General features: G+C 73.9%; 16 protein-coding genes. 8 read left to right on the plus strand and 8 right to left on the minus strand.

From position 1 onward, the window contains the following. Positions 1 to 36: 36 nt before the first annotated feature. The 4 genes from KCH_RS17025 to ssd all read right to left on the minus strand — a co-directional run bounded on the left by KCH_RS17025 (position 37) and on the right by ssd (position 4,824). Positions 37 to 834, minus strand: a complete 798-nt coding sequence (locus tag KCH_RS17025; RefSeq protein WP_084224218.1) for a type II secretion system F family protein — start codon at positions 832 to 834, stop codon at positions 37 to 39. Positions 835 to 972: 138 nt separating this feature from the next. After that, positions 973 to 2,070 carry a type II secretion system F family protein gene (locus KCH_RS17030; RefSeq protein WP_051653151.1) on the minus strand — a complete coding sequence of 366 codons (1,098 nt, stop codon included), beginning with the start codon at positions 2,068 to 2,070 and terminating at the stop codon, positions 973 to 975. A 94-nt stretch (positions 2,071 to 2,164) separates the two neighbouring features. Then, a complete protein-coding gene (locus KCH_RS17035; protein WP_051653152.1) occupies positions 2,165 to 3,406 on the minus strand; it encodes a TadA family conjugal transfer-associated ATPase in 1,242 nt (413 codons plus the stop codon). Positions 3,407 to 3,723: 317 nt separating this feature from the next. After that, complete coding sequence (gene ssd, locus KCH_RS17040) at positions 3,724 to 4,824, minus strand: septum site-determining protein Ssd (protein WP_035863961.1); 1,101 nt, start codon at positions 4,822 to 4,824, stop codon at positions 3,724 to 3,726. A 637-nt stretch (positions 4,825 to 5,461) separates the two neighbouring features. Between ssd and KCH_RS17045 the strand changes: the two genes are divergently transcribed. After that, positions 5,462 to 6,301, plus strand: a complete 840-nt coding sequence (locus KCH_RS17045; protein ID WP_051653972.1) for an HAD family hydrolase — start codon at positions 5,462 to 5,464, stop codon at positions 6,299 to 6,301. Positions 6,302 to 6,758: 457 nt separating this feature from the next. Here the strand turns inward: KCH_RS17045 and KCH_RS17050 are convergent, their stop codons facing one another. Continuing rightward, positions 6,759 to 7,640 carry a Fic family protein gene (locus KCH_RS17050; protein ID WP_035863963.1) on the minus strand — a complete coding sequence of 294 codons (882 nt, stop codon included), beginning with the start codon at positions 7,638 to 7,640 and terminating at the stop codon, positions 6,759 to 6,761. A gap of 255 nt (positions 7,641 to 7,895) precedes the next feature. Between KCH_RS17050 and KCH_RS17055 the strand changes: the two genes are divergently transcribed. Next, on the plus strand, positions 7,896 to 8,882 hold the full coding sequence (locus KCH_RS17055; protein WP_035863965.1) for an ATP-binding protein: 987 nt from the start codon (positions 7,896 to 7,898) through the stop codon (positions 8,880 to 8,882). Between the two features lie 335 nt (positions 8,883 to 9,217). Further along, positions 9,218 to 11,578, plus strand: coding sequence for a SulP family inorganic anion transporter (locus KCH_RS17060; RefSeq protein WP_035863967.1), 2,361 nt, complete (start codon positions 9,218 to 9,220; stop codon positions 11,576 to 11,578). 75 nt (positions 11,579 to 11,653) lie between these two features. Here the strand turns inward: KCH_RS17060 and KCH_RS17065 are convergent, their stop codons facing one another. After that, positions 11,654 to 12,175, minus strand: coding sequence for a C40 family peptidase (locus KCH_RS17065; RefSeq protein WP_035863971.1), 522 nt, complete (start codon positions 12,173 to 12,175; stop codon positions 11,654 to 11,656). 311 nt (positions 12,176 to 12,486) lie between these two features. On the opposite strand from KCH_RS17065, the gene acs reads away from it, so the two are divergent. The 4 genes from acs to KCH_RS17085 all read left to right on the plus strand — a co-directional run bounded on the left by acs (position 12,487) and on the right by KCH_RS17085 (position 17,604). After that, positions 12,487 to 14,439, plus strand: a complete 1,953-nt coding sequence (acs, locus tag KCH_RS17070; RefSeq protein ID WP_051653153.1) for an acetate--CoA ligase — start codon at positions 12,487 to 12,489, stop codon at positions 14,437 to 14,439. 228 nt (positions 14,440 to 14,667) lie between these two features. After that, entirely contained in the window at positions 14,668 to 15,957 is a 1,290-nt protein-coding gene (gene nhaA / locus KCH_RS17075; protein WP_035863974.1) for a Na+/H+ antiporter NhaA, read from the plus strand. A gap of 126 nt (positions 15,958 to 16,083) precedes the next feature. After that, a complete protein-coding gene (locus tag KCH_RS17080; RefSeq protein WP_035863976.1) occupies positions 16,084 to 16,557 on the plus strand; it encodes a phage holin family protein in 474 nt (157 codons plus the stop codon). A 99-nt stretch (positions 16,558 to 16,656) separates the two neighbouring features. Then, complete coding sequence (locus KCH_RS17085) at positions 16,657 to 17,604, plus strand: alpha/beta fold hydrolase (RefSeq protein ID WP_035872417.1); 948 nt, start codon at positions 16,657 to 16,659, stop codon at positions 17,602 to 17,604. Positions 17,605 to 18,034: 430 nt separating this feature from the next. Here the strand turns inward: KCH_RS17085 and KCH_RS17090 are convergent, their stop codons facing one another. Beyond that, entirely contained in the window at positions 18,035 to 18,736 is a 702-nt protein-coding gene (locus KCH_RS17090) for a metal-dependent hydrolase (protein WP_035863978.1), read from the minus strand. A gap of 124 nt (positions 18,737 to 18,860) precedes the next feature. Then, positions 18,861 to 20,045, minus strand: coding sequence for a MarP family serine protease (locus KCH_RS17095; protein WP_035863980.1), 1,185 nt, complete (start codon positions 20,043 to 20,045; stop codon positions 18,861 to 18,863). A 145-nt stretch (positions 20,046 to 20,190) separates the two neighbouring features. Between KCH_RS17095 and KCH_RS17100 the strand changes: the two genes are divergently transcribed. After that, the gene (locus KCH_RS17100; protein WP_035863983.1) at positions 20,191 to 20,997 is read left to right on the plus strand and encodes a DUF4389 domain-containing protein; all 807 of its coding nucleotides are present in this window, start codon (positions 20,191 to 20,193) and stop codon (positions 20,995 to 20,997) included. Positions 20,998 to 20,999 lie beyond the last annotated feature (2 nt).

The raw sequence follows: 20,999 nt of genomic DNA on the forward strand, positions 1-20,999 counted from the left end.
GCTCGGCCCCGACGGCCGGCTGGGCGGTTCGGCGGTTCAGAGACGCTGGGAGAAGGTGCTGGTCAGGCCCATCACCACCGGCACGACGCCGATCAGCACGAACGCGGGCAGGAAGCACAGCCCGAGCGGTGCGGTCGCCAGGACGCCGGCCCGGCGGACCCTCGCGTGGGCCGCGCGGGCGGCGGCCGCCCGCTGGGACTGGGCGAGGCCGAGGAGCGCGGTGGCCGGTGGCGCCCCGCTGAGGGTGGTGCGGGCCAGGCAGCGGGCGAGCGGGGCCATCGGCGGGCAGTCGGCGGCCAGTTGCTCCCAGCAGCGCTCCGGGGAGGCTCCGAGGGTCAGCTGGGCGGCGACGCCGGCCAGGCGGTCCCGGATCGGCGACGGCACGCTGTCCGCGACGGCGGAGGCCGCCGCGGCCGGGGAGCCGCTCGATCCGAGGCAGGCCGCCAGCAGGTCGGCGGCCAGCGGGAGTTGGCGGACCAGCCAGTCCCGCTCCGCCGCCCGTCGGCGCTCCCCCGGCGACCGGACCCCGGGCAGCAGCCGCCACCCGCCCCAGCCGACCGCCAGCCCGACTGCCGGGCCCGCCCAACCGCCGACCAGGACGGCGGCGGACACCCCGAGCAGCACGGCCAGCGGCCGGTCACCCGCGGCCCAGCGGGTCGACCGCCGCACGGCCGCCGCGACCCGGTCGCCCCGGCTCCCCGGCCCGCCCCGCGCGGGAGCGGCCGTCACCGCCGGCACGCAGCGCCCGGCCCGGCGTCGGACCACCCGCCCCCGCACCGCCGCCAGCGCCTCGCCGGCCAGGCCCGCAGCGGCCACCGGCAGCAGGATCGCCATCGCGTCCACCTCGCCTCCATCGAATCGAACTCGGATCAGAAGTCGCTTCAGCACTCGGCCCGTTCGCCGGGCAGCCGGCGCGACGCCGCGCGCCGCCGGATGGGTCGCCCCGGACCCGGACCGGGCCGGCCCACCCGTTCAGCCCCACCGGTCCGCCCGGACCGTGAGCTGATCTCCCGTCAGGGGCGGTACGGCCGCGAGCAACCCGCCCCGGCGGGTGCGGGAGATCCCGCAGCTCGCGGTGGCGGCCCGCACCGGACGGGGCTGCGTCGGCCGGTGCCGCACCGGCCGGGCCCGGGCCGGTGCGTCCTCGGCGGCCCGGACGATCCGGGCGGTCCAGGCGATGCCGGCGGTTTCCAGGGCCGCCCCGGCGAGCAGGCTGAGCAGGCCCGCCGGGGTGTGCAGCAGGACGTGCACCGGATGGGCGCCGAGCGCGCTGCCCAGGCCCAGGCCGACCGCGGGCAGGGCGGCCAGCACGATCACGGTGGTGCGCGGGCCCGCGAGTTCGCCCGCGATCTCCTCGGCGAGGGCCCGTTCGGCGCGCAGCGCGTCCGCGACCTGCTCCAGGCCGAACGCCAGCCCCGTGCCGCTCTCGGTGCTGACCTGCCAGCAGGCCGCGACCGCAGCTGCGCTCTCCCCGCCGGGCAGTTCGGCCACCTGCCGGAGCGCCGCCGGCAGGTCCGCCCCGTAGCGGCCCGCCGCCAACCGGGCCGTGGGCTCGGCACCGAGGCGGTGGGCCCAGTCGGGGGCGGCCCGGGAGACCACGGAGTGCATGGCCTGCTCGGGGGTGGCGCCGCTGCGCAGTTCGGCCGCCAGGCCGGCGCACAGGTCGATCACCGCCGCGGCCCGCCGTCGGGCCGCCCGGCTCGCGGCGTACCGGGCACGCCAGCGGCGGAGCGGGACCACCGCGCACGCCGCGCCGATCAGCGGCAGCAGCGAGGCGGTGCTGCGCCCGGCCGCCGCTCCGGCCGGGAGCAGCAGCAGTTCGGGCACCAGCCAGCGCGGCCGCCGTCGCCGCCATCCGGCCCGCAGCCGGGCGAGCCGGTCGTCCGGCGCCCCGGGCCCGCTCAGCAGGCGTCTCAGGCGGCCGCCGCCGCGCCGTCTGCGCCGGGTGCCGGTCAGCCAGGCCGCCGCACACAGCGCCCCGCCGAGGCCGGCGAAGGCGCCGACCAGGGTCGCCGCGCAGGCGACACCGGCCGACGGCAGGGCCGCCGCGACGCCGAACTCCCCTGCCATCACGGCCTCCTCTCCCCGGAGCGCAACAGCCGCCAGGCGGCCGTCCCGATCGCGCAGAGGGCGATCACCCACCCGAACTCGATCTGACGGAGCGTCACGGAACCTCCACCGGGGTTTCGCAGGCGGGAGCGTCAACCGAACCGGCCTCCTGCTCCGGCGGGTTGAGCCGTTCGACCGCCTCCGGGTGCGGGGGCAGTTCGACGCCTCGTTCGGCGCAGAGTTCTCGCAGTCGGGTCCAGCCGGGGCCGGGCCGGCTGCGGCCGTCGCGGTCGAAGCGGACGGCTTCGGTGGTGGCGGTCAGTCCGTCCGGGTCGCCGACCAGCAGGTGCAGGCCGGTGACCCGGCGGCGGCCGTCGGCGCGGTCCCGGCCGAGGTGGACCACGGCGTCGAGGCCGGCCCGGAGTTGGCTGTGCAGCGACTGCCGGTCGAGTCCGGCGAGCGAGCCGAGGGCTTCCAGCCGGGCGGGCACGTCGGCGGCGGTGTTGGCGTGGACGGTGCCGCAGCCGCCTTCGTGGCCGGTGTTGAGGGCGGCCAGCAGGTCGACCACCTCGGCGCCGCGGACCTCGCCGACCACCAGCCGGTCGGGCCGCATCCGCAGCGCCTGCCGGACCAGGTCGCGAAGGGTCAGCTCGCCCAGCGACTCCTGGTTGGGCGGGCGGGACTGGAGCCGGACGACGTGCGGGTGGTCCGGCCGGAGTTCGGCGGAGTCCTCGGCCAGCACGATGCGCTCGTCGACCGGGACGAGCCCGAGCAGGGCGGCGAGCAGGGTGGTCTTGCCGCTGCCGGTTCCGCCGGAGATCAGGAGCGAGAGCCTGGCCCGGAGCGCGGCGGCGAGCAGGTCGGTGCCGGACGGGGGCAGCGCCCCGGCGGCCACCAGTTCGGCGAGGGTGAAGGGCGTGCTGCGGCAGGTCCGCAGCGAGATGTGGGTGCAGTCGGCGGCGATCGGCGGGAGGACGGCGTGCAGCCGGGTGCCGTCGGGCAGTCGGGCGTCCACCCAGGGGCGGGCGTCGTCCAGGCGGCGGCCGGCCACGGTGGCCAGCCGGTGGGCGAGCCGGCGCACGGCGTCGGCGTTCGGGAAGCGCACCTGGGGTGCGCGTTCGAGGCCCTTGCCGCGGTCGATCCAGACCTGGTCGGGGCCGTTGACCAGGACGTCGGTGACGCCGTTCTCGGCCAGCAGCGGGTCGAGCGGCCCGGCGCCGACGATCTCGGCGCGCAGGCTGCGGACGGTGTTGAGCACGTCGGCCCCGCCGAGCGGCGGCCGGGTGGCGCGCAGCGCGGCGGCGACCGAGCCGGTGGTGGGCGCCGCACCCGCTTCGGCGAGCCGGAGGCGGACCACGTCGACGAGTTCGGCGGCCCCGTCCTGGGGCGGGGCGGCGGGCGGCGGGCCGTCCCGTTCGGGGCGGCCGGGGCCTGCCGGCGGACCAGGTAGCGCACCGGCGGTCCGCTGCGCGGGCCCGATTCGTCCGGTGCGATCTCCTCGGCGGGGCCGGGCGGTGCGCCGCGCAGGGCCCGGGCCCTGGGGACGGCGATGCGGCGGTGGGTGCGGGCGACCGGTCGCCGGGCGAGCCGCGGTTCGGCGGCGTGCCCGTCGGCCTCGTGGGTGTCGGCCTCGTGGGTGTCGACGGCGTGCAGGCGGTTGGTCATGGGTCCTCCTCAGGCCGCCACGACGGGCGGCATCGCTTCGGTCAGGAATCGCCCGCAGAAGCGGGCCAGTGGGCCGCCGTCCCGCAGGCCGGGCGGGGCGCCGCGTTCGGCGTCCAGGGCGAGGCCGGGTTCGGGGGCGAGCTCCCCGGCCAGGCGCAGGTGCAGGCCGCGGGCGACGTCGGCGGCGGTGAGGCCGGACGGGCCGGGGGTGCGGACGACGGCTCGCAGGTCGGCGAGCCGTATCCGGACGGCCGCGGCGACCCGGTCGGCCGCGGCCAGCGCGCGCAGTTCGGCGGGGACCACGAGCAGCCCGGTGTCGGCCTGTTCGAGGGCCTGGGCGGCGGCCGCGTCGAGGTGCCGGGGCAGGTCGAGGACGACCAGCCCGCCGCGTCTGCGGGCGGCGGCCAGGACGCTGTGCATGGCTTCGGCGGGGATGGTGAGGGTGTCGGAGCGGTCCCAGGACAGGGCGCTGAGCCGGTGCGGCTCGGGCAGTGCCTTGGCGAGTTCGTTGCCGCTGATCCGGCCGCGCGAGGCCGCGAGGTCCGGCCAGCGCAGGCCGCCGGCCTGTTCGGCCCCGAGCAGGACGTCCAGCCCGCCGCCCAGCGGGTCGCCGTCGATCAGCATGGTGCGGTGCCCGGCCCGGGCGGCGCGGACCGCGAGCGCGCAGGCCAGCGTGGAGGCTCCCGCGCCGCCGCGTCCGCCGAGCACCGCGACGGTGAGCGCGGGCGGCCCGACGCCCTCGGTGGCGTCGGCGATCCGGTCGAGCAGCCAGGGCTGTGCGTCCGGCAGGAACAGCACGTGCTCCGCGCCGAGCCGGACGGCGCGGACCCAGATCTCGCCGTCGTCGAGGTCGAGGCCGAGCAGCAGCACGCCGGGCCGGCGGGGCAGGCCGGCGCACCGTTCGGCGAGGTCGTCGCCGACCAGCACCAGTGGGGCGTTCTCCCACAGCCGGACGGGCGGTGGGGCGCCGCCGAGCAGCCGTGGCTCGGCTCCGGCGGCGGCGCACAGGCGGGTGAGCTGTTCGGCGAGGGTCTCGTCGCCGGTGAGGATCAGCGGCCCGGGCGGGGGCTCGGGCGGACCGGCGTGCGGGTCGGTGAGGGGGACGGACAAGGCGGCCTCCGCGTGGTGCGGGTTCGGTCTGACGGCGCGTCGGACGCGGCGGCCCGGAGGGGTCGGCGCGGCGGCGCGGACACCACGGTGGAGGACGGCGCGGAATGTGTCGGCCGAGTAAGCAATCCCTGTGGATAACCCGCCCTTGTGGATAACCGGGCTCACTCGGACGGGGGCCGAAACAGTTCGGAATTGACGGATCGGGTATACCGATATGACACTCGATCCACTACGGAGAGTGACATAAATGGGAGGGCAAAGAAGCCTCGACAGCGGCTGGAAAACCGCCGGAGTACCCCCTCGAACCGTCCGTCACGCCACTCCCCGGAGGCTCAATTGCCAAGGAAAATGGGCCCGGACATGCGACGACCCCCGCCGGGGGGGAGAGCGGGGGTCGTCTATCCACGGCCAGGCTCGGGGGGGAGGAGCCGGGCCGGGTTAGCACGGTCGCGCGAACGATCCGTGACTTCCATGGTGTACCCGACCGCCCAGAAACACAAACCCGCACGCCCGCGGGTCCACCGAATGGCGGCCTGTTTTGCCGGTCCCTCTATCCTCGGTTCCCGTGGACACCACCGAGAACGCCGACTTCGCCGACCGCGGTGCCGACTCCGACGCACCGGACTCCGCCGAGCCCGTGACGGCCCCCGCGGCGCCCGCCCGACCCGGGTACGGCGTGCCGCGGACAGCCGCCTTCTTCGACCTCGACAAGACGATCATCGCCAAGTCCAGTGCGCTCGCCTTCAGCCGCCCGTTCTACCAGGGCGGCCTGATCAACCGCCGTTCGGTGGTGAAGAGCGCCTACGCCCAGTTCGTCTTCCTGGTCGGCGGCGCGGACCACGACCAGATGGAGAAGATGCGGGCCTACCTGTCGGCGCTCACCCGGGGCTGGAACGTCCAGCAGGTGCGGGAGATCGTCGCCGAGACGCTGCACGGGATGATCGACCCGATCATCTACGACGAGGCGGCGTCGCTGATCGAGCAGCACCACGCGGCCGGCCGGGACGTGGTGATCGTCAGCAGCTCCGGCTCCGAGGTGGTCGAGCCGATCGGCCAACTGCTGGGCGCGGACCACGTGATCGCCACCCGCCTGCACGTCGAGGACGGCCGCTACACCGGCGAGATCGAGTACTACGCGTACGCCGAGAACAAGGCCGCGGCGATCCGCGAGCTGGCCGAGCGGGAGGGCTACGACCTCGCCAACTGCTATGCGTACAGCGACTCGTCGACCGATCTGCCGATGCTGGAGGCGGTCGGTCACCCGGCCGCGGTGAACCCGGACCGGGCGCTGCGGAAGGAGGCGGTGGCCCGCGAGTGGCCGGTGCTGGTGTTCAGCCGGCCGGTCGAACTGACGCGCAGGCTCCCGGAGTTCCACGCGCCGAGCCGTTCGGTGCTGGCCGCGGTGGCGGTCGGCGCGGCGGCGGTGACGGCCGGGGTGCTCTGGTACAGCGCGCGGCGGCGGCGCCCGGTCGCCTGAGCCCGCGGCCGCCTGCCGCGCGGGGCGGAACGGTCCTGCGCGGAACGACGGTTCGCCAAATCGGACAAACCGTGGTGGAGCCCGGCGAAGCAGCCTTTTCCGGGTTCCCCTTTTGTCCGATCTGCGGTAGAAATGGGTTAGGCCCGCGAGACCCGGTCAGGACCCCACGGGGTCGATCCGACAACGCAGTTCAGGCCCCACGGACCTTCGTACGGACAATCGGGCACCCACATGCAGCCGACCCGCTGACGGGCCGCCGCACCAGGCGAAGGGCAACAGGACCCCGCCTGATGGGCATTGCACGGTGCATGCACTGGTAACCCGGTCTCCGTACCAGCGGCGACGCCCGGAAGTCTCGGGCGTCGCCGCAACTGCGTCCGCGCAACTGCGGCACGGGGCCTGCCCGTTCAGGACGACTGCGGCACGCGGCCCGTCCGTTCGGGCCGGGCGGCCGGGGTCAGACCATGCCGCGCTGCATCGCCTCGCACACCGCGGTGCTCTCGCGGACGCCGAGGCCGAGTCCGGCGGCGCAGTGGGTGAGCCAGCGGGCCATGCCCTCGGGAGTGCCCTCCAGGTAGCCCAGCAGCGCCTGCCGGTAGGCGGCGGTGCCGAGTTCGGCGAGGCCGACCTCGGCGGGGCAGATCGCCTTCGGGTCGAGGCCCTCGGCGGTCAGCACGATCCGCTGGGCGGTCCGGGCGACCAGCCCGTTGTAGCTGCCGAAGGGGCGCAGCGCGAGCAGTTCGCCGTGCACGACGGCGGCAACCACCAGGGCGGGCGCGCCACCGGTGGGGCGCTCGGCGCGGGCGGCCAGCAGGCCGGCCAGCTGGTCGAGGCGGGCGGCCACCTCGTCGGCGGAGGGCGGCGGCGGGAGTTCGCCGACCGGGCCCTCGGGCGCCGTGCCCTCGGTGGCGGCGAGTTCGCGCGGGAACAGCGGCGCGGCGCTCTCGCCGGCCCGGCGGGGGCGGCCGGCGGACGGGTCGGCGTCGCCGACGGCGAGCAGGTGCAGGCGGGCCAGCACCTGGAGCGGGGAGGTGCGCCAGACGCTGAGCAGCTGGCCGGCCTCGGCGGACAGCCGGAGGGCCGCGCCGATCGTCCGGGCTTCGGGGTCGGCGCCGAAGTCGGTGCGGCGGCGGACCTCTTCGAGCGGCCAGTCGGCGCCTTCGAGGGCGGCGGAGGCGCGGGCGCCGCGCAGGGCGGACTCGGACGTCACCTCGCCCGCCCGGCGCCGCATCACGCGGTGGCCGTAGAGCCGGTCGACGTTCTTGCGCACCTCGGCGACGGCCTCGGGGACCCCGGCCAGCTGGGCCAGCGGGGCGAGCGGGTCTGTTCCTGTGGTCACCTACCCGAGAGTAATGAATCCTCCCGGCGACCGGGCGGCAACCCCCGGGTCACCCTTTCGTGGCAATCCGCCCTTCCCCCGTGTTCGATGCCCCAAACCACCGCTAGCATGAGCGCTAATCGGTGACGATAACGGTTTCCAACAAGGCCGAGCTTTCCCACAAGGCCGATCGCAGCGGCGGGGCCGCCCCACCCTCGCGCGGGCGCCGCGCACCGAGCCACAGCACTACAGAGCCACAGAGCCGGAGACTCAGAGATGAAGATCGCCTTCGTCGGCAAGGGCGGCAGCGGCAAGACCACGCTGTCCGCACTGTTCATCCGCCACCTGGCCGCCGGCGGCTGTCCGGTGGTCGCCGTGGACGCGGACATCAACCAGCACCTCGGCCCGGCACTCGGCCTGACGGACGATCAGGCCGCCGCGCTGCCCTCGCTCGGCGCGCACCTGCCGGAGATCAAGGAGTACCTGCGCGGCACCAATCCACTGATCCGCTCCGCCGAGGAGATGATCAAGACCACCCCGCCCGGCCCCGGCTCCCGCCTGCTGCGGATCGTCGAGGAGAACCCGGTGTACGCGGCCTGCGCCCGGCCGATCGCCCTGGACGAGGGCTCGGTGCGCCTGATGGCGACCGGCGCGTTCACCGAGGAGGACCTCGGGGTGGCCTGCTACCACTCCAAGGTCGGCGCGGTGGAGCTGCTGCTCAACCACCTGCTGGACGGCCCGGACGAGTACCTGGTCACCGACATGACGGCCGGCTCCGACTCGTTCGCCTCCGGCCTGTTCACCCGCTTCGACCTGACCTTCCTGGTCGCCGAGCCGACCCGCAAGGGCGTCTCGGTGTACCGCCAGTACAAGGAGTACGCCCAGGACTTCGACGTCCACCTGCGGGTGATCGGCAACAAGGTGCAGAGCGCGGACGACCTGGCCTTCCTGCGCCGCGAGGTCGGCGAGGACCTGTACGCCGCGTTCGGGCACTCGGACTGGGTGCGCCGGCTGGAGCGCGGGGACGAGCCGCCGCTGCGCGAGCTGGAGCCCGCCAACCGGGAGGTGCTGGGCCGGCTGCGGACCGCCGCGGACGCCGCCCACCAGCTGCGCGACCCGGGCCGCTACAGCGCCCAGGCGGCCCGCTTCCACCAGCGCAACGCGGAGAGCTGGGGCAACGCCAAGGTCGGCACGGACCTGGCCGCCCAGGTGGACCCGGACTACGTGCTGGGCGCCGGGCAGCCCCGGACCGCCGGGGTCTGAGCCGCCCGCCAGAAGGGCCGGCCGTCCTGCTGGACGGCCGGCCCCTTCGGCGTTCCCCGGGCGTTTCATGCCTGGTCCGGGCACCACACGATGTGGTGAAAAGCCCTTTTGCGCTTCCACTGGACGAACACGCTGTGCAAAAGTTTCATTACTCTCGGTTTGCCAACTCTTGAACCCGGGTCGCCACTGGCCATCGCCGCGCGCCCCGGGCCCGCGCGGCCACCCCTCGTTCGGCCGCCCCGCCACACCCGCTGCGATCCACGACAGCCGATCCGACCGAGACCCCACCGCCGGACCTGACTGCGTCCGTTCCCCCGGAAGAAGACGGGAAAGACATGACCCTCGACGTCTCCAGCGCCCCCATCGCCTCCGACACCACCGACCACGCCCCGCCGGGCGGCGCCGCCGCTCCCCCGGGGCAGCGGGTGCGCACGCTGCTCGCGCACGACCTGCCGGCCTCGCTGGCGGTGTTCCTGATCGCGGTGCCGTTCTCGCTCGGCATCGCCCTGGCCACCGGCGCTCCGCTGACGGCCGGCCTGGTCGCCGCCGCCGTCGGCGGACTGGTGGCCGGCCTGCTCGGCGGCACCCACCTCCAGGTCAGCGGCCCCTCCGCCGCACTCACCGTGGTCACCGCCGGGGTGATCGCCCAATACGGCTGGCAGACCGCCTGCCTGGTGACGGTCGCCGCCGGGCTGCTGCAGCTGCTGCTCGGCTCGCTGCGGGTGGCCCGCGCCGCGCTCGCCGTCTCCCCCGCCGTGGTGCACGGCCTGCTGGCCGGTGTCGGCATCACCATCGCGATCGCCCAACTGCACGTCATCCTCGGCGGCACGCCGCACAGTTCGGCCCTCGCCGACCTGCGCGCGCTGCCCGGCGAGCTGGCCGGGCCGCACCCGCCCGCGCTGGCGGTCGGCCTGCTCGCGCTCGCGATCCTCTTCGGCTGGCCGAAGCTCGGCCGGCTCCCCGGCCCGGCCGGCCGGTTCGGCGCCCGGCTGGCCCGGCTGCCCGCCGCGCTGCTCGCGGTCGCCGCCGCCACCACGCTGTCGCTGATCGCCGAGCTGAGCCTGGCCCGGGTCGAGCTCCCGGTGTGGGAGCACCACCAGTTCTTCGCGCTGCCGCCCACGGGCGTGCTGACCGGCCACTGGGCGGCGCTGCTCGGCCTGGTGCTCACGGTGGCCGCGGTGGCCGGCGTCGAGTCGCTGCTCTCCTCGGTCGCCGTCGACCGGATGACCCGCCGGACCGGCGACCTGGACCGCGAGCTGCGCGCCCAGGGCGCGTCCAACCTGCTGTCGGGGCTGCTCGGCGGCCTCCCGGTGGCCGGCGGCGCGGTGCGGTCCACCGCCAATGTGCAGGCCGGCGCGGCCACCCGGATGTCCGCGGTGCTGCACGGCTGCTGGGTGCTGCTCGCGGCGCTGGTGCTGACGGCCGGGCTGCGCCGGATCCCGCTGGCCGCGCTCGCCGCGCTGGTGCTGGTGGTCGGCGTGCAGATGGTGAGCTTCGCGCACATCCGGCGGGTGCACCGGCACCGCGAGTTCCCGGTCTACCTGGCCACCGTGCTCGGCGTGGTGCTGCTCGGTGTCCCGCTCGGGGTGCTGCTGGGCGGCTCGGTCGCCGTGCTGCTCGCCCTCTACCGGCTGACGCGGGCCCATGTCGACGTGGTCACCGAGCCGGACGGCTCCTGCACCGTCCGCACCCACGGGCCGCTGACCTTCGTGGCCGTTCCCAAGCTGAGCCGGGCGCTGGCCCGGATCCCCGTCGGCACCCGGGTGACGGTCCGGCACGACGGCTCGTTCCTCGACCACGCCGCGTTCGAGGCGCTGCACGCCTGGCGCGCCGACCACCAAGCCGCGGGCGGCCCGGTCTCGATGTCGACGGACAGCCGGGCGCGGGAGGTGCTCGATCCGGACGGCACCGTGCTGGCCGACGACGCGCCCGGCGGCCACCACTGCAGTCCGTGGACGCCCTGGGTGGGCCACCACTGCATCGAGCAGAGCGAGGACGATCCGCACGTGCGGCTGTTGCACGGCGTGCGCGGCTTCCAGCAGCACACTGCCCCGCTGGTCCGCCGGGAGCTGGCCCGGCTGGCGCGCGACGGCCAGACCCCCTCGCAGCTCTTCCTCACCTGCGCGGACTCCCGGATGGTCACCAGCATGATCACCAGCTCCGGCCCGGGCGACCTCTTCACCGTCCGGAACGTCGGCAACCTGGTGCCCGCCCCGTACGAGCCGGGCGCGGCGGACGATTCGGTGGCGGCGGCCGTCCAGTACGCGGTGGAGGTGCTGGAGGTCGCCTCGATCACGGTCTGCGGGCACTCCGGCTGCGGCGCGATGAAGGCCCTGCTGGACGGGGTGACGGAGCAGCAGGGGCCGCCGACCGCGCTGGCCCGGTGGCTGCGCAACGGGCGCGGCTCGCTGGCCCGGCTGCGGCGGGCCCCGGCGGAGTTCGAGGGCCGCGCGGCGGTGGACGTGGCCGAGCAGCTGTGCATCACCAACGTGGTGCAGCAGCTCGACCAGCTGATGGCCAATCCGGCGGTGGAGCGCCGGGTCTCGGCGGGATCGCTGCGGCTGGTCGGGATGTACTTCGACCTCGCCACCGCCCAGGCCTATGTGATGGACCGTGAGACCGGCCGGTTCGTGCCGGTGCACGCGGAGGCCGGGCACGGCCACGAGCCGGAGCCCGAACCGGAGCTGGCCGCCTGACGGTTCGGCCGACCGCCGACGGCGGAGAGGAGTACAGGGGCGCGTGGAGAATTCTCCAGCGCCCCTGATTGTGCGTCAGCCGCCGGTCCGGCGGTTGAGCAGGTTGGCCAGGTCCGCCGGGGTGACGTAGCCGGGCCAGCGGTGGTCCTCGAACAGGTGGACGCCGGCGTCCTGGTAGCACTGGTCGACGAGTTGCGAGCAGATCATGTGCTTGGTGGAGGCGACGTAGCGCCGGAGCAGCGGGCCCGCGGGGAGGCGCAGGCGGGCGGCGCCGAGGGCGAGGTAGTCGGCGAAGCTGTAGGGGGTGCCGAGGTAGGAGCGGGCAGCGGTGGTGATGGCGGTGCGCTGGTCGTCGGTGAGCGGTATGCGGCCGCTGGACCAGAGCACGGGGTGGCCGTCGTAGTTGCCGAGCGGGCTGAGCGCCGCCCCGCCGGGCTGGGCCTCGACCAGGAGGCCGTCACCGACGAGGACGAAGGCGTGTTCGTAGTCGGAGAATCCGTCGCCGTTGAGGAATTGGCCGATCCGGATCAGGCGGCCGGTGCGGCCGTCCATGCGGACGACCGCGAAGTCGCCGGGCCGGGGTGAGGTGTCGGTCATGCGGAACCCCCGTCACTGTCGCGTACGGTGATGGGTTGCGTACCGTCAGTGGAGTACCGGGGCCGGGGGTCGTCAAGGTGCTGGGCGGGATTGACCGGAGCCGGGGGCGGGAAGGCGTCGGGAGGGCCGGCCGAGCGACGGCGGGAGGCGTCCACCAGGGGCGCAGCCTGCTGCCGGGTCAAAGGTCTACACCAATTTTCCGGAGCCTCTTGTCAACACGGCTCTTGGCCTGGTGAGCTGTGCGCTGGGACACACGGGACCATCCCTCCGCACGGGGTTCCCGGTATTTGAGACTCGATGAGGAGTGCGCGTTGAGCAACGAGAGCCTGGCCAACCTGCTCAAGGAGGAGCGGCGCTTCGCCCCGCCCGCGGAGCTCGCCGCCTCCGCCAACGTCACCGCCGACGCCTACGCGCAGGCCTCCGAGGACCGGCTGGCCTTCTGGGCCGAGCAGGCCCGGCGGCTGAGCTGGGCGGTCGAGCCCACCGAGACCCTGGACTGGTCGAACCCGCCGTTCGCCAAGTGGTTCGCGGACGGCAAGCTCAACGTGGCGTACAACTGCGTCGACCGGCACGTCGAGGCCGGCAACGGCGACCGGGTCGCGATCCACTTCGAGGGCGAGCCGGGCGACAGCCGGGCCATCACCTACGCGCAGCTGAAGGACGAGGTCTCCCGGGCCGCCAACGCGCTGCAGGAGCTGGGCGTGGCCAAGGGCGACCGGGTGGCCGTCTACCTGCCGATGATCCCCGAGGCGGTGGTCTCGATGCTCGCCTGCGCCCGCATCGGTGCCGCCCACTCGGTGGTCTTCGGCGGCTTCTCGGCCGACGCGGTGGCCTCCCGCATCCAGGACGCCGACGCCAAGGTGGTGATCACCGCCGACGGCGGCTACCGCCGCGGCAAGCCCTCCGCGCTGAAGCCGGCCATCGACGAGGCGCTGACCAAGGTCGACGGCGTGCAGAAGGTCCTGGTCGTGCGCCGCACCGGCGAGGAGGTGGCCTGGACCGAGGGCCGCGACGTCTGGTGGCACGAGCTGGTCGACGCCCAGTCCGCCGAGCACACCCCCGAGGCGCACGACGCCGAGCAGCCGCTGTTCATCCTGTACACCTCGGGCACCACGGGTAAGCCGAAGGGCATCCTGCACACCTCCGGCGGCTACCTGACCCAGGCCAGCTACACCCACCACGCGGTGTTCGACCTGAAGCCGGAGACCGACGTCTACTGGTGCACCGCCGACATCGGCTGGGTCACCGGCCACTCGTACATCGTCTACGGCCCGCTCGCCAACGGCGCGACCCAGGTGATCTACGAGGGCACCCCGGACACCCCGCACCAGGGCCGGTTCTGGGAGATCGTGCAGAAGTACGGCGTCACCATCCTCTACACCGCGCCGACCGCGATCCGCACCTTCATGAAGTGGGGCGACGACATCCCGGCCCGCTACGACCTGTCGAGCCTGCGGGTGCTGGGCTCGGTCGGCGAGCCGATCAACCCGGAGGCCTGGGTCTGGTACCGGGAGCACATCGGCGCGGGCCGGACGCCGATCGTCGACACCTGGTGGCAGACCGAGACCGGCGCGATGATGATCAGCCCGCTGCCGGGCGTCACCGAGACCAAGCCGGGCTCGGCCCAGCGCGCCCTGCCGGGCATCGCCGCCACCGTGGTGGACGACGAGGCCAACGAGGTGCCGAACGGCTCCGGCGGCTACCTGGTGCTGACCGAGCCGTGGCCGTCCATGCTGCGCACCATCTGGGGCGACGACCAGCGCTACATCGACACCTACTGGTCGCGCTTCGAGGGCCGGTACTTCGCCGGCGACGGCGCGAAGAAGGACGAGGACGGCGACATCTGGCTGCTCGGCCGGGTGGACGACGTGATGCTGGTGTCGGGCCACAACATCTCCACCACCGAGGTCGAGTCGGCGCTGGTCGGCCACCCGGCGGTCGCCGAGTCCGCGGTGGTCGGCGCGAGCGACGCCACCACCGGCCAGGCGATCGTGGCGTTCGTGATCCTGCGCGGCAGCGCCAGCAACAGCGAGGAGCTGGTCGCCGAGCTGCGCAACCACGTCGGCCGGACGCTCGGCCCGATCGCCAAGCCGAAGCAGATCAAGGTGGTCTCCGAGCTGCCGAAGACCCGTTCCGGCAAGATCATGCGCCGCCTGCTGCGCGACATCGCGGAGGGCCGCGAGGTGGGCGACACCACCACGCTGGCCGACTCCACGGTGATGAACCTGATCCAGTCCCAGCTGCCGGCCGGCGCCGAGGACTGATCCACCGTCAGGCACCGGGCCGGGCCCGCTCCGTGAGACATCGGGGCGGGCCCGGCCCGTCGTCGTTCCCCGGGGGTCGAACGCTCATAAAGTAGGACGGAACGACATACCTCTTGCCGCGCCCCGTAGGATGTCAAGGAATCATCAAGGATCTGAGGCGCGCCGGGAAGTCTGGTCGGCACTGCACCACCCGTGTGTCCGCATGCCGCCCGCCTCAGGAGGTCCCCCGTGGCCAGCCCGTCCAACGAGCGCCGTCAGTTCCTCGGCCTGCTCCCGCTGCCCGAACGCCGCTTCCTCGCCGACGCGCTGCGCACCGAGACGGTCGGCGGAGTGCTGCTGCTGGGAGCCGCGGTCATCGCGCTGATCTGGGCGAACGTCTGGCCGCACGCCTACGAGACGGTCCGCGGGCTGACCTTCGGCCCGTCCGCGCCGCTGCACCTCGACCTCCCGCTGGAGGCCTGGGCGCAGGACGGGCTGCTGACGATCTTCTTCTTCGTCGCCGGGATCGAGCTGAAGCGCGAGTTCGTGGCCGGGGAGCTGCGCACGCCGAGCGCGGCGCTGCTGCCGGTGGTGGCGGCGGCCTGCGGCGTGGCGCTGCCGGCGGTGCTGTACACGGTGGTGAACGCGGTCGGCGACGGGCACCCGGCGGGCTGGGCGATCCCGACCGCCACCGACATCGCTTTCGCGCTGGGCGTGCTGGCCGTGGTGGGCAGTCACCTGCCGTCGGCCCTGCGGGCGTTCCTGCTCACTCTGGCGGTGGTGGACGACCTGATCGCGATCCTGATCATCGCGGTTTTCTACTCGACCGGCATCACCTTCTGGGCGCTGGGCGCGGCGTTCGCGGGCCTGGTGCTGTTCTGGTTCCTGCACCGGCGCGGGGTGGGCCGCTGGTGGCTGATGGTGCCGCTGGGCGTGGCGGTCTGGGCGCTGATGCACGAGAGCGGCGTCCACGCGACGGTGGCCGGCGTGGCGATGGGCCTGATCCTGCGCTGCCACCGCGAGGAGGGCGAGGAGCACTCCCCCGGCGAGCGGATCGAGCACCTGGTGCGGCCGCTGTCGGCGGGTTTCGCGGTGCCGGTGTTCGCGCTGTTCGCGGCGGGGGTGCCGGTGTCGGGGAAGGTGCTGGGCGAGGTGTTCACCGAGGCGGCGCCGCTGGGCGTCGTGATCGGCCTGCTGGTCGGCAAGTCGGTGGGCATCTTCGGCGGCACCTGGCTGGCGGCCCGTTACACCCGGGCCACTCTGAATCCGCAGCTGACCTGGTCCGACATGTTCGCGCTGTCCACCGTGGCGGGCATCGGCTTCACGGTGTCGCTGCTGATCAGCGACCTGGCCTTCGTCGACGACCCGCATCTGGCGGAGCTGTGCAAGGAGGCGGTGCTGGTCGGTTCGCTGACCTGCGCGGTGGTCGGCACCCTGCTGCTGAAGCGCCGCAACCGGTACTACCGGCAGCTGTGCGAGGAGGAGGACCGCGACTCGGACGGCGACGGGATCCCCGATGTGTACCAACGGCAGGGATGACACGCCGTCCGGCGGGCACCCGGAGTGGTGCCCGACTCGCCAGTAGGGGCATGATGCTGAGCTGACACACACGTGCGTGACACACCCTCAGCACGCCTCGTCCAGCCCGCGAAATGGAGACCGCCGATGGCCGCAGGAGCCACCAACCCGAACGGCGCCCGCGTCCCGCACGAGGGCGAGCGCACCGTCGGCGAGCTGTTCGCCGCCGCCTCCGCCGAGCTGTCCAGCCTGGTGCACGACGAGATCGCCCTGGCCAAGGCCGAGATCAAGGCGGACGTGGTGCGCGGCGGCATCGGCACCGCGGCCGGGGTGGTGGCGGGCGTGGTGGCGCTGGCGTCGATCCCGATGTTCTCGTTCGCCTTCGCCTGGGGCCTGCAGGCACTGGGCATCACCACCGGCTGGTCGTTCGCCATCGTCGGCGGCGCGTACGTGCTGATCGCCGCGTTCCTGGCGTTCATGATGATCCGTTACTTCAAGAAGGTCCGGAAGCCGGAGCGCACCATCGCCGGCGCGCAGGCCACCGCGCAGGTGCTGAAGAACGCCAAGCCGCGGCCGGCCACCAAGGAGGAGATCGACCGGGCGCTGGGCCGGATCCAGTGACCGGCGGCCGGTAACGGTTTGCGCCCCGGTGCGAGTGCCGGGCAGGTACGGAGGACGCGGGTATGACAGGCTGCGGGTATGTCGTTGGACCAGAAGCCCGTGGATGAGCCCGCCCCCGTTCCCGCCCGGCCGGGCGCCGGGGAGCCGTGGAGCGTCCGGTCGGCCGGGCCGTGGACGCACCGGGATCTGGCCGCGAACGGCGCCCGCTTCCACATCGCCGAGCTCGGCGAGGGACCGCTGGTGCTGCTGGTGCACGGCTGGCCGGAGTACTGGTGGGCGTGGCGGCACCAGCTGACGGCGCTCGCCGAGGCGGGCTTCCGGGCGGTGGCGCTGGACCTGCGCGGGATGGGCGGCTCGGACCGCACCCCGCGCGGCTACGACCCCGGCAACCTGGCGCTGGACGTCACCGGCGTGATCCGTTCGCTGGGAGAGCGGCAGGCGCACCTGGTGGGCCACGCCACCGGCGGCACGCTGGCCTGGGTGGCCGCGGTGATGCGCCCCTCGGTGATCCGCAGCCTGACGGTGGTGTCGGCCGCGCACCCGCGGCACCTGCGGCGGGCGCTGCTGACGGACCGCCGGCAGATCGCCGCGTTCGAGCACGTGCTGGGCTTCCAGCGGCCGTGGATCCCGGAGCGTCGGCTGGTCGCGGACGACGGCGCGCTGGTCGGCGACTACCTGGGCGCGTGGACCGGGCCGAACATGCTGCCCGCCGAGGCGGTGACGGCCTATCGGAAGGCGATCCAGGTCCCGAGCACCGCGCACTGCTCGATCGAGCCGTACCGCTGGCTGATGCGCTCGATGGCGCGGCCGGACGGCATCCAGTTCGCGCGCCGGATGAAGAAGCAGATCACCGCGCCGGTGCTGCACGTGCAGGGCGCTTCGGACCCGGTGCTGCTGTCGCGCACCGCGCTGGGGGCGGGCGAGTTCGTCTCCGCGCCGTACCGGTGGCGACTGCTCCCGGGCGTGGGGCACTTCCCGCACGAGGAGGTGCCGGAGGAGTTCACGGCGGAGCTGATCGGGTGGGTCCGGCAGCACAAGGACGGTTGAGCTTCCGGCGTCAACGCCGGTGCGCCGCCCAGGACTTGACGGCATTCATATGACAAGCGCATAAGCCAGCCGCATGGCTTCGGGGCGGTTACTCCGGGCGGCCCCAGGGAATCCCTCCGGTATGACCTGGATGCCCGATCGAGAAGCCCAGCCGCGCCGACGCCGCCGTGGCAGCAGCAGCTCGCAGCAGCACGTCCCGCAGCCGGACTGGCCCTACCAGCCGACCGAGCGGACGCCACGCAGCGCGGGTTACCGGCTCGGCATTCCAAAGATCATCGGACGGCGCGCCCGCTGGGTCGGCGCCCGACTGCGCCGGGAGGGGTGAGCCCGCTCCCGCCACGCGAAACGGCCGGGGGCCGCGCGGAGATCCTCTCCGCGCGGCCCCCGGCCACACGTCGTTCCTGACGCCCCTTCGACCGGTGCGCCCCGCTCAGCCCAGCACGGTCGGCGAGATGGCGGTGGACCACAGCAGCAGCGCGAAGGTCGCCACCGTCATCACCGGGACCAGGATCTTGGTCTCCATGTCGTTGCCGGTGCGCTTGATCAGCACGATCTCGTAGCGCTCCTTGTGCGGCCACAGCAGCGGCGAGCCCTGCTTGGTCAGGCAGTCGCCCAGCAGGTGGGCCAGCGTGCCGAGGGCCACCGCGTAGGGCAGCCAGCCCGGGGCGTTGGGCAGCCACTTGAGCATGCCGAAGGTGCCGAGCGCGGCCAGGCCGATCTGGGTGATCCAGGCCGTCGGGCCGTCGCCCGGCGGGTGCAGGCGCAGCGCGCGGATCGCCATCGCCAGCAGGAAGAACGTCAGGCCGATGGTGAAGTTGCGGCCCAGGAAAGTGATGCCGGCCCAGCTGCCGGCGCCCATCAGGGCCACGAACAGCAGCGAGTGGGTGGCGTGCCGGTGCCCGCCGGAGACCCAGGAGACGAAGCGGCACAGCAGCTTGGAGACCGGGCCGAGGAAGTTGGCGATCGTCCCGTCGTGGTGGTCGAGGTCCGGCAGCAGCGCCGCGCCGGCGCACAGCACGGTGCCCATCAGGACGTCGGCCGGCGTCAGGTGCATCCCCATCAGCGGGGGGACGAACGGCGCGGTGGCCGCGAACAGCAGCGCGCCGCTGACCGCGTGCGAGTGACCCATCATGACGTCTGTCGAACCTCCCGTCGGGCTCCGCCGGGGTCGGCCCGGCTGGGCCGTTCGGGTGAGCTCGGCCGACGCTACCAGGCGCGGCCGACGGGTCGTCAGGGCTCGTGCGGCACGCGGCCGGTCAGAGTGCGCAGCCCTCGGTGTCGACCTTGCCGACGGCGGTGGCGCCCTGGGTGACGTCGTCCTTCACCTCGGCGGCGGTCAGCACGTAGCCGGTGTCGGAGCTGTCCAGGGACTTGGCGAACACCACGCCGTACACCTGGCCGTCCGGGGTGAGCAGCGGGCCGCCGCTGTTGCCCTGGCGGACCAGCGAGCGGATCGAGTAGACGTCGCGGACCACCTGGCCGCGGTGGTAGATGTCCGGGCCGTTGGCCTGGATGCGGCCGCGGATGCGGGCGGGCTGGACGTTGAAGGCGCCGTTCTCGGGGAAGCCCGCGACGATCGCCGAGTCGTTGGTCCGGGCGTCGCCGGCGAAGGTCAGCGCCGGGGCGTTCAGCCGGGGGACGTCCAGCACGGCGATGTCGCGCTGCCAGTCGTAGCGGACAACGGTGGCGTCGTAGAGCTGGCCGACGCCGCCGATCTGCACGGTGGGCTCGTCGACGCCGCCGACCACGTGGGCGTTGGTCATCACCCGGTGCGGGGCGAACACGAAGCCGGAGCCCTCCAGGGTCTTGCCGCAGGAGGGGGCGGTGCCGAGCACCTTCACCAGCGAGCCCTTGGCCTTCTGCACGCCCGCGCTGGCGGCCAGCGCCGGGTCGGGCGGCTCCACCTCGGTGATCGGCTCCTGCTCGAACGGGTTGAACACCTGCGGGAAGCCGTTGCGGGCGAGTTCCTTGCTGAAGTCGGAGAACCAGTTCGGGGCGTCGGCCGGCAGCGCCGACTGCACCGAGCCGAGCACCTTGGAGGTGCGCACCTGCTTGGAGACGGTCGGCAGCGAGGTGCCGGCCAGTGCCGAGCCGATCAGCCAGGCCACCAGCAACATGGACAGCACGTTCACCAGCGAGCCGCCGACCGCGTCCAGGGTCTTGACCTTGCCGCGGCCGATCCGTCCGCGGAGCTTCCAGCCGAAGTGCGTGGTGATCGCCTGGCCGACGGCGGCGAGGACGATCACCACCACGACCGCGACCACCGAGGCGGTGGTGCCCGGGGAGAGGTGCCGCAGGACCAGCGGGAGCAGCTGGACGGCGATCAGGCCGCCGCCGAGGAAGCCGAGCACGGAGAGCACGCCGACCACGAACCCCTGCCGATAGCCGGAGACGGCGAAGCCAAGTGCGGCGGCGATCAGCAGCAGATCCAGGACGTTCACCCGGATACCCTCCCACGACCCGCCGGGCGGGGGACACCGGCCACGGGGTGTCGCCCGATCGGGTCAGCCCGGCGGGCAACCCGCCCGGTTTTGTTGAGACTGTCTGATCAGCTGGACAGCCGACGAGGGATCAGGGAGTCGTGCCATGGAACACCCCAGGTGGGACGCGCCGGTCGTGGACCGCACCGAATTCCGGCCCGCCCTGGACATCCCGCCGCCCGACCGGCAGAACCGGCTCACCGTGCTGCTGCGCCTGCTGCTGCTGATCCCGCAGTTCGTCGTGCTGTGGCTGCTGTCGATCGTGGCGTTCGTGGTCGTGGTGATCGGCTGGTTCGGCGCCCTGGTCACCGGCCGGCTCCCGCGCTTCGCCGCCGAGTGGCTCGCCGGGTACGTGGCCTACGACACCAGGGTCTACGCCTCGATGCTGCTGGTGGTCGACCGCTACCCGCCGTTCCGCTTCGCGGCGCCGGACCACCCGGTGCGGATCGAGCTGCGGCCCGGCGGGCCGCTGAACCGGCTCGCGGTGTTCTTCCGGCTGCTGCTGGTGATCCCGGCCGCGATCGTGCAGGGGCTGCTGCAGGCCGGCTGGTGGACGCTGTCCTTCGTCAACTGGCTGATCGTGCTGATCCTCGGGCGGATGCCGCAGGCGCTGTTCGAGGCCACCGCCGCCGTGCTGCGCTACCGGATGCGCTTCCAGGCGTACCTGCTGATGCTGACCTCCGCCTACCCGAAGGACGTGTTCGGCGATCCGCCGAACGCCGAGCCGCAGCGCTCCGCGACCCGGCCGCTGGTGCTGACCGGGGCCGCGAAGGCGCTGCTGGTGATCTACCTGGTGCTGGGCCTGTTCTCGTCGGCGGCGGGTTCGACCAGCGACCAGTGGACCGACGAGAACGGCGACACCTACACCGGGGACGTGATCTCGACGCTCGCCCCGCTGCGGTCCGGGAGCTGACC

The organism is Kitasatospora cheerisanensis KCTC 2395, from assembly GCF_000696185.1.
GTDB classification, from domain to species: domain Bacteria; phylum Actinomycetota; class Actinomycetes; order Streptomycetales; family Streptomycetaceae; genus Kitasatospora; species Kitasatospora cheerisanensis.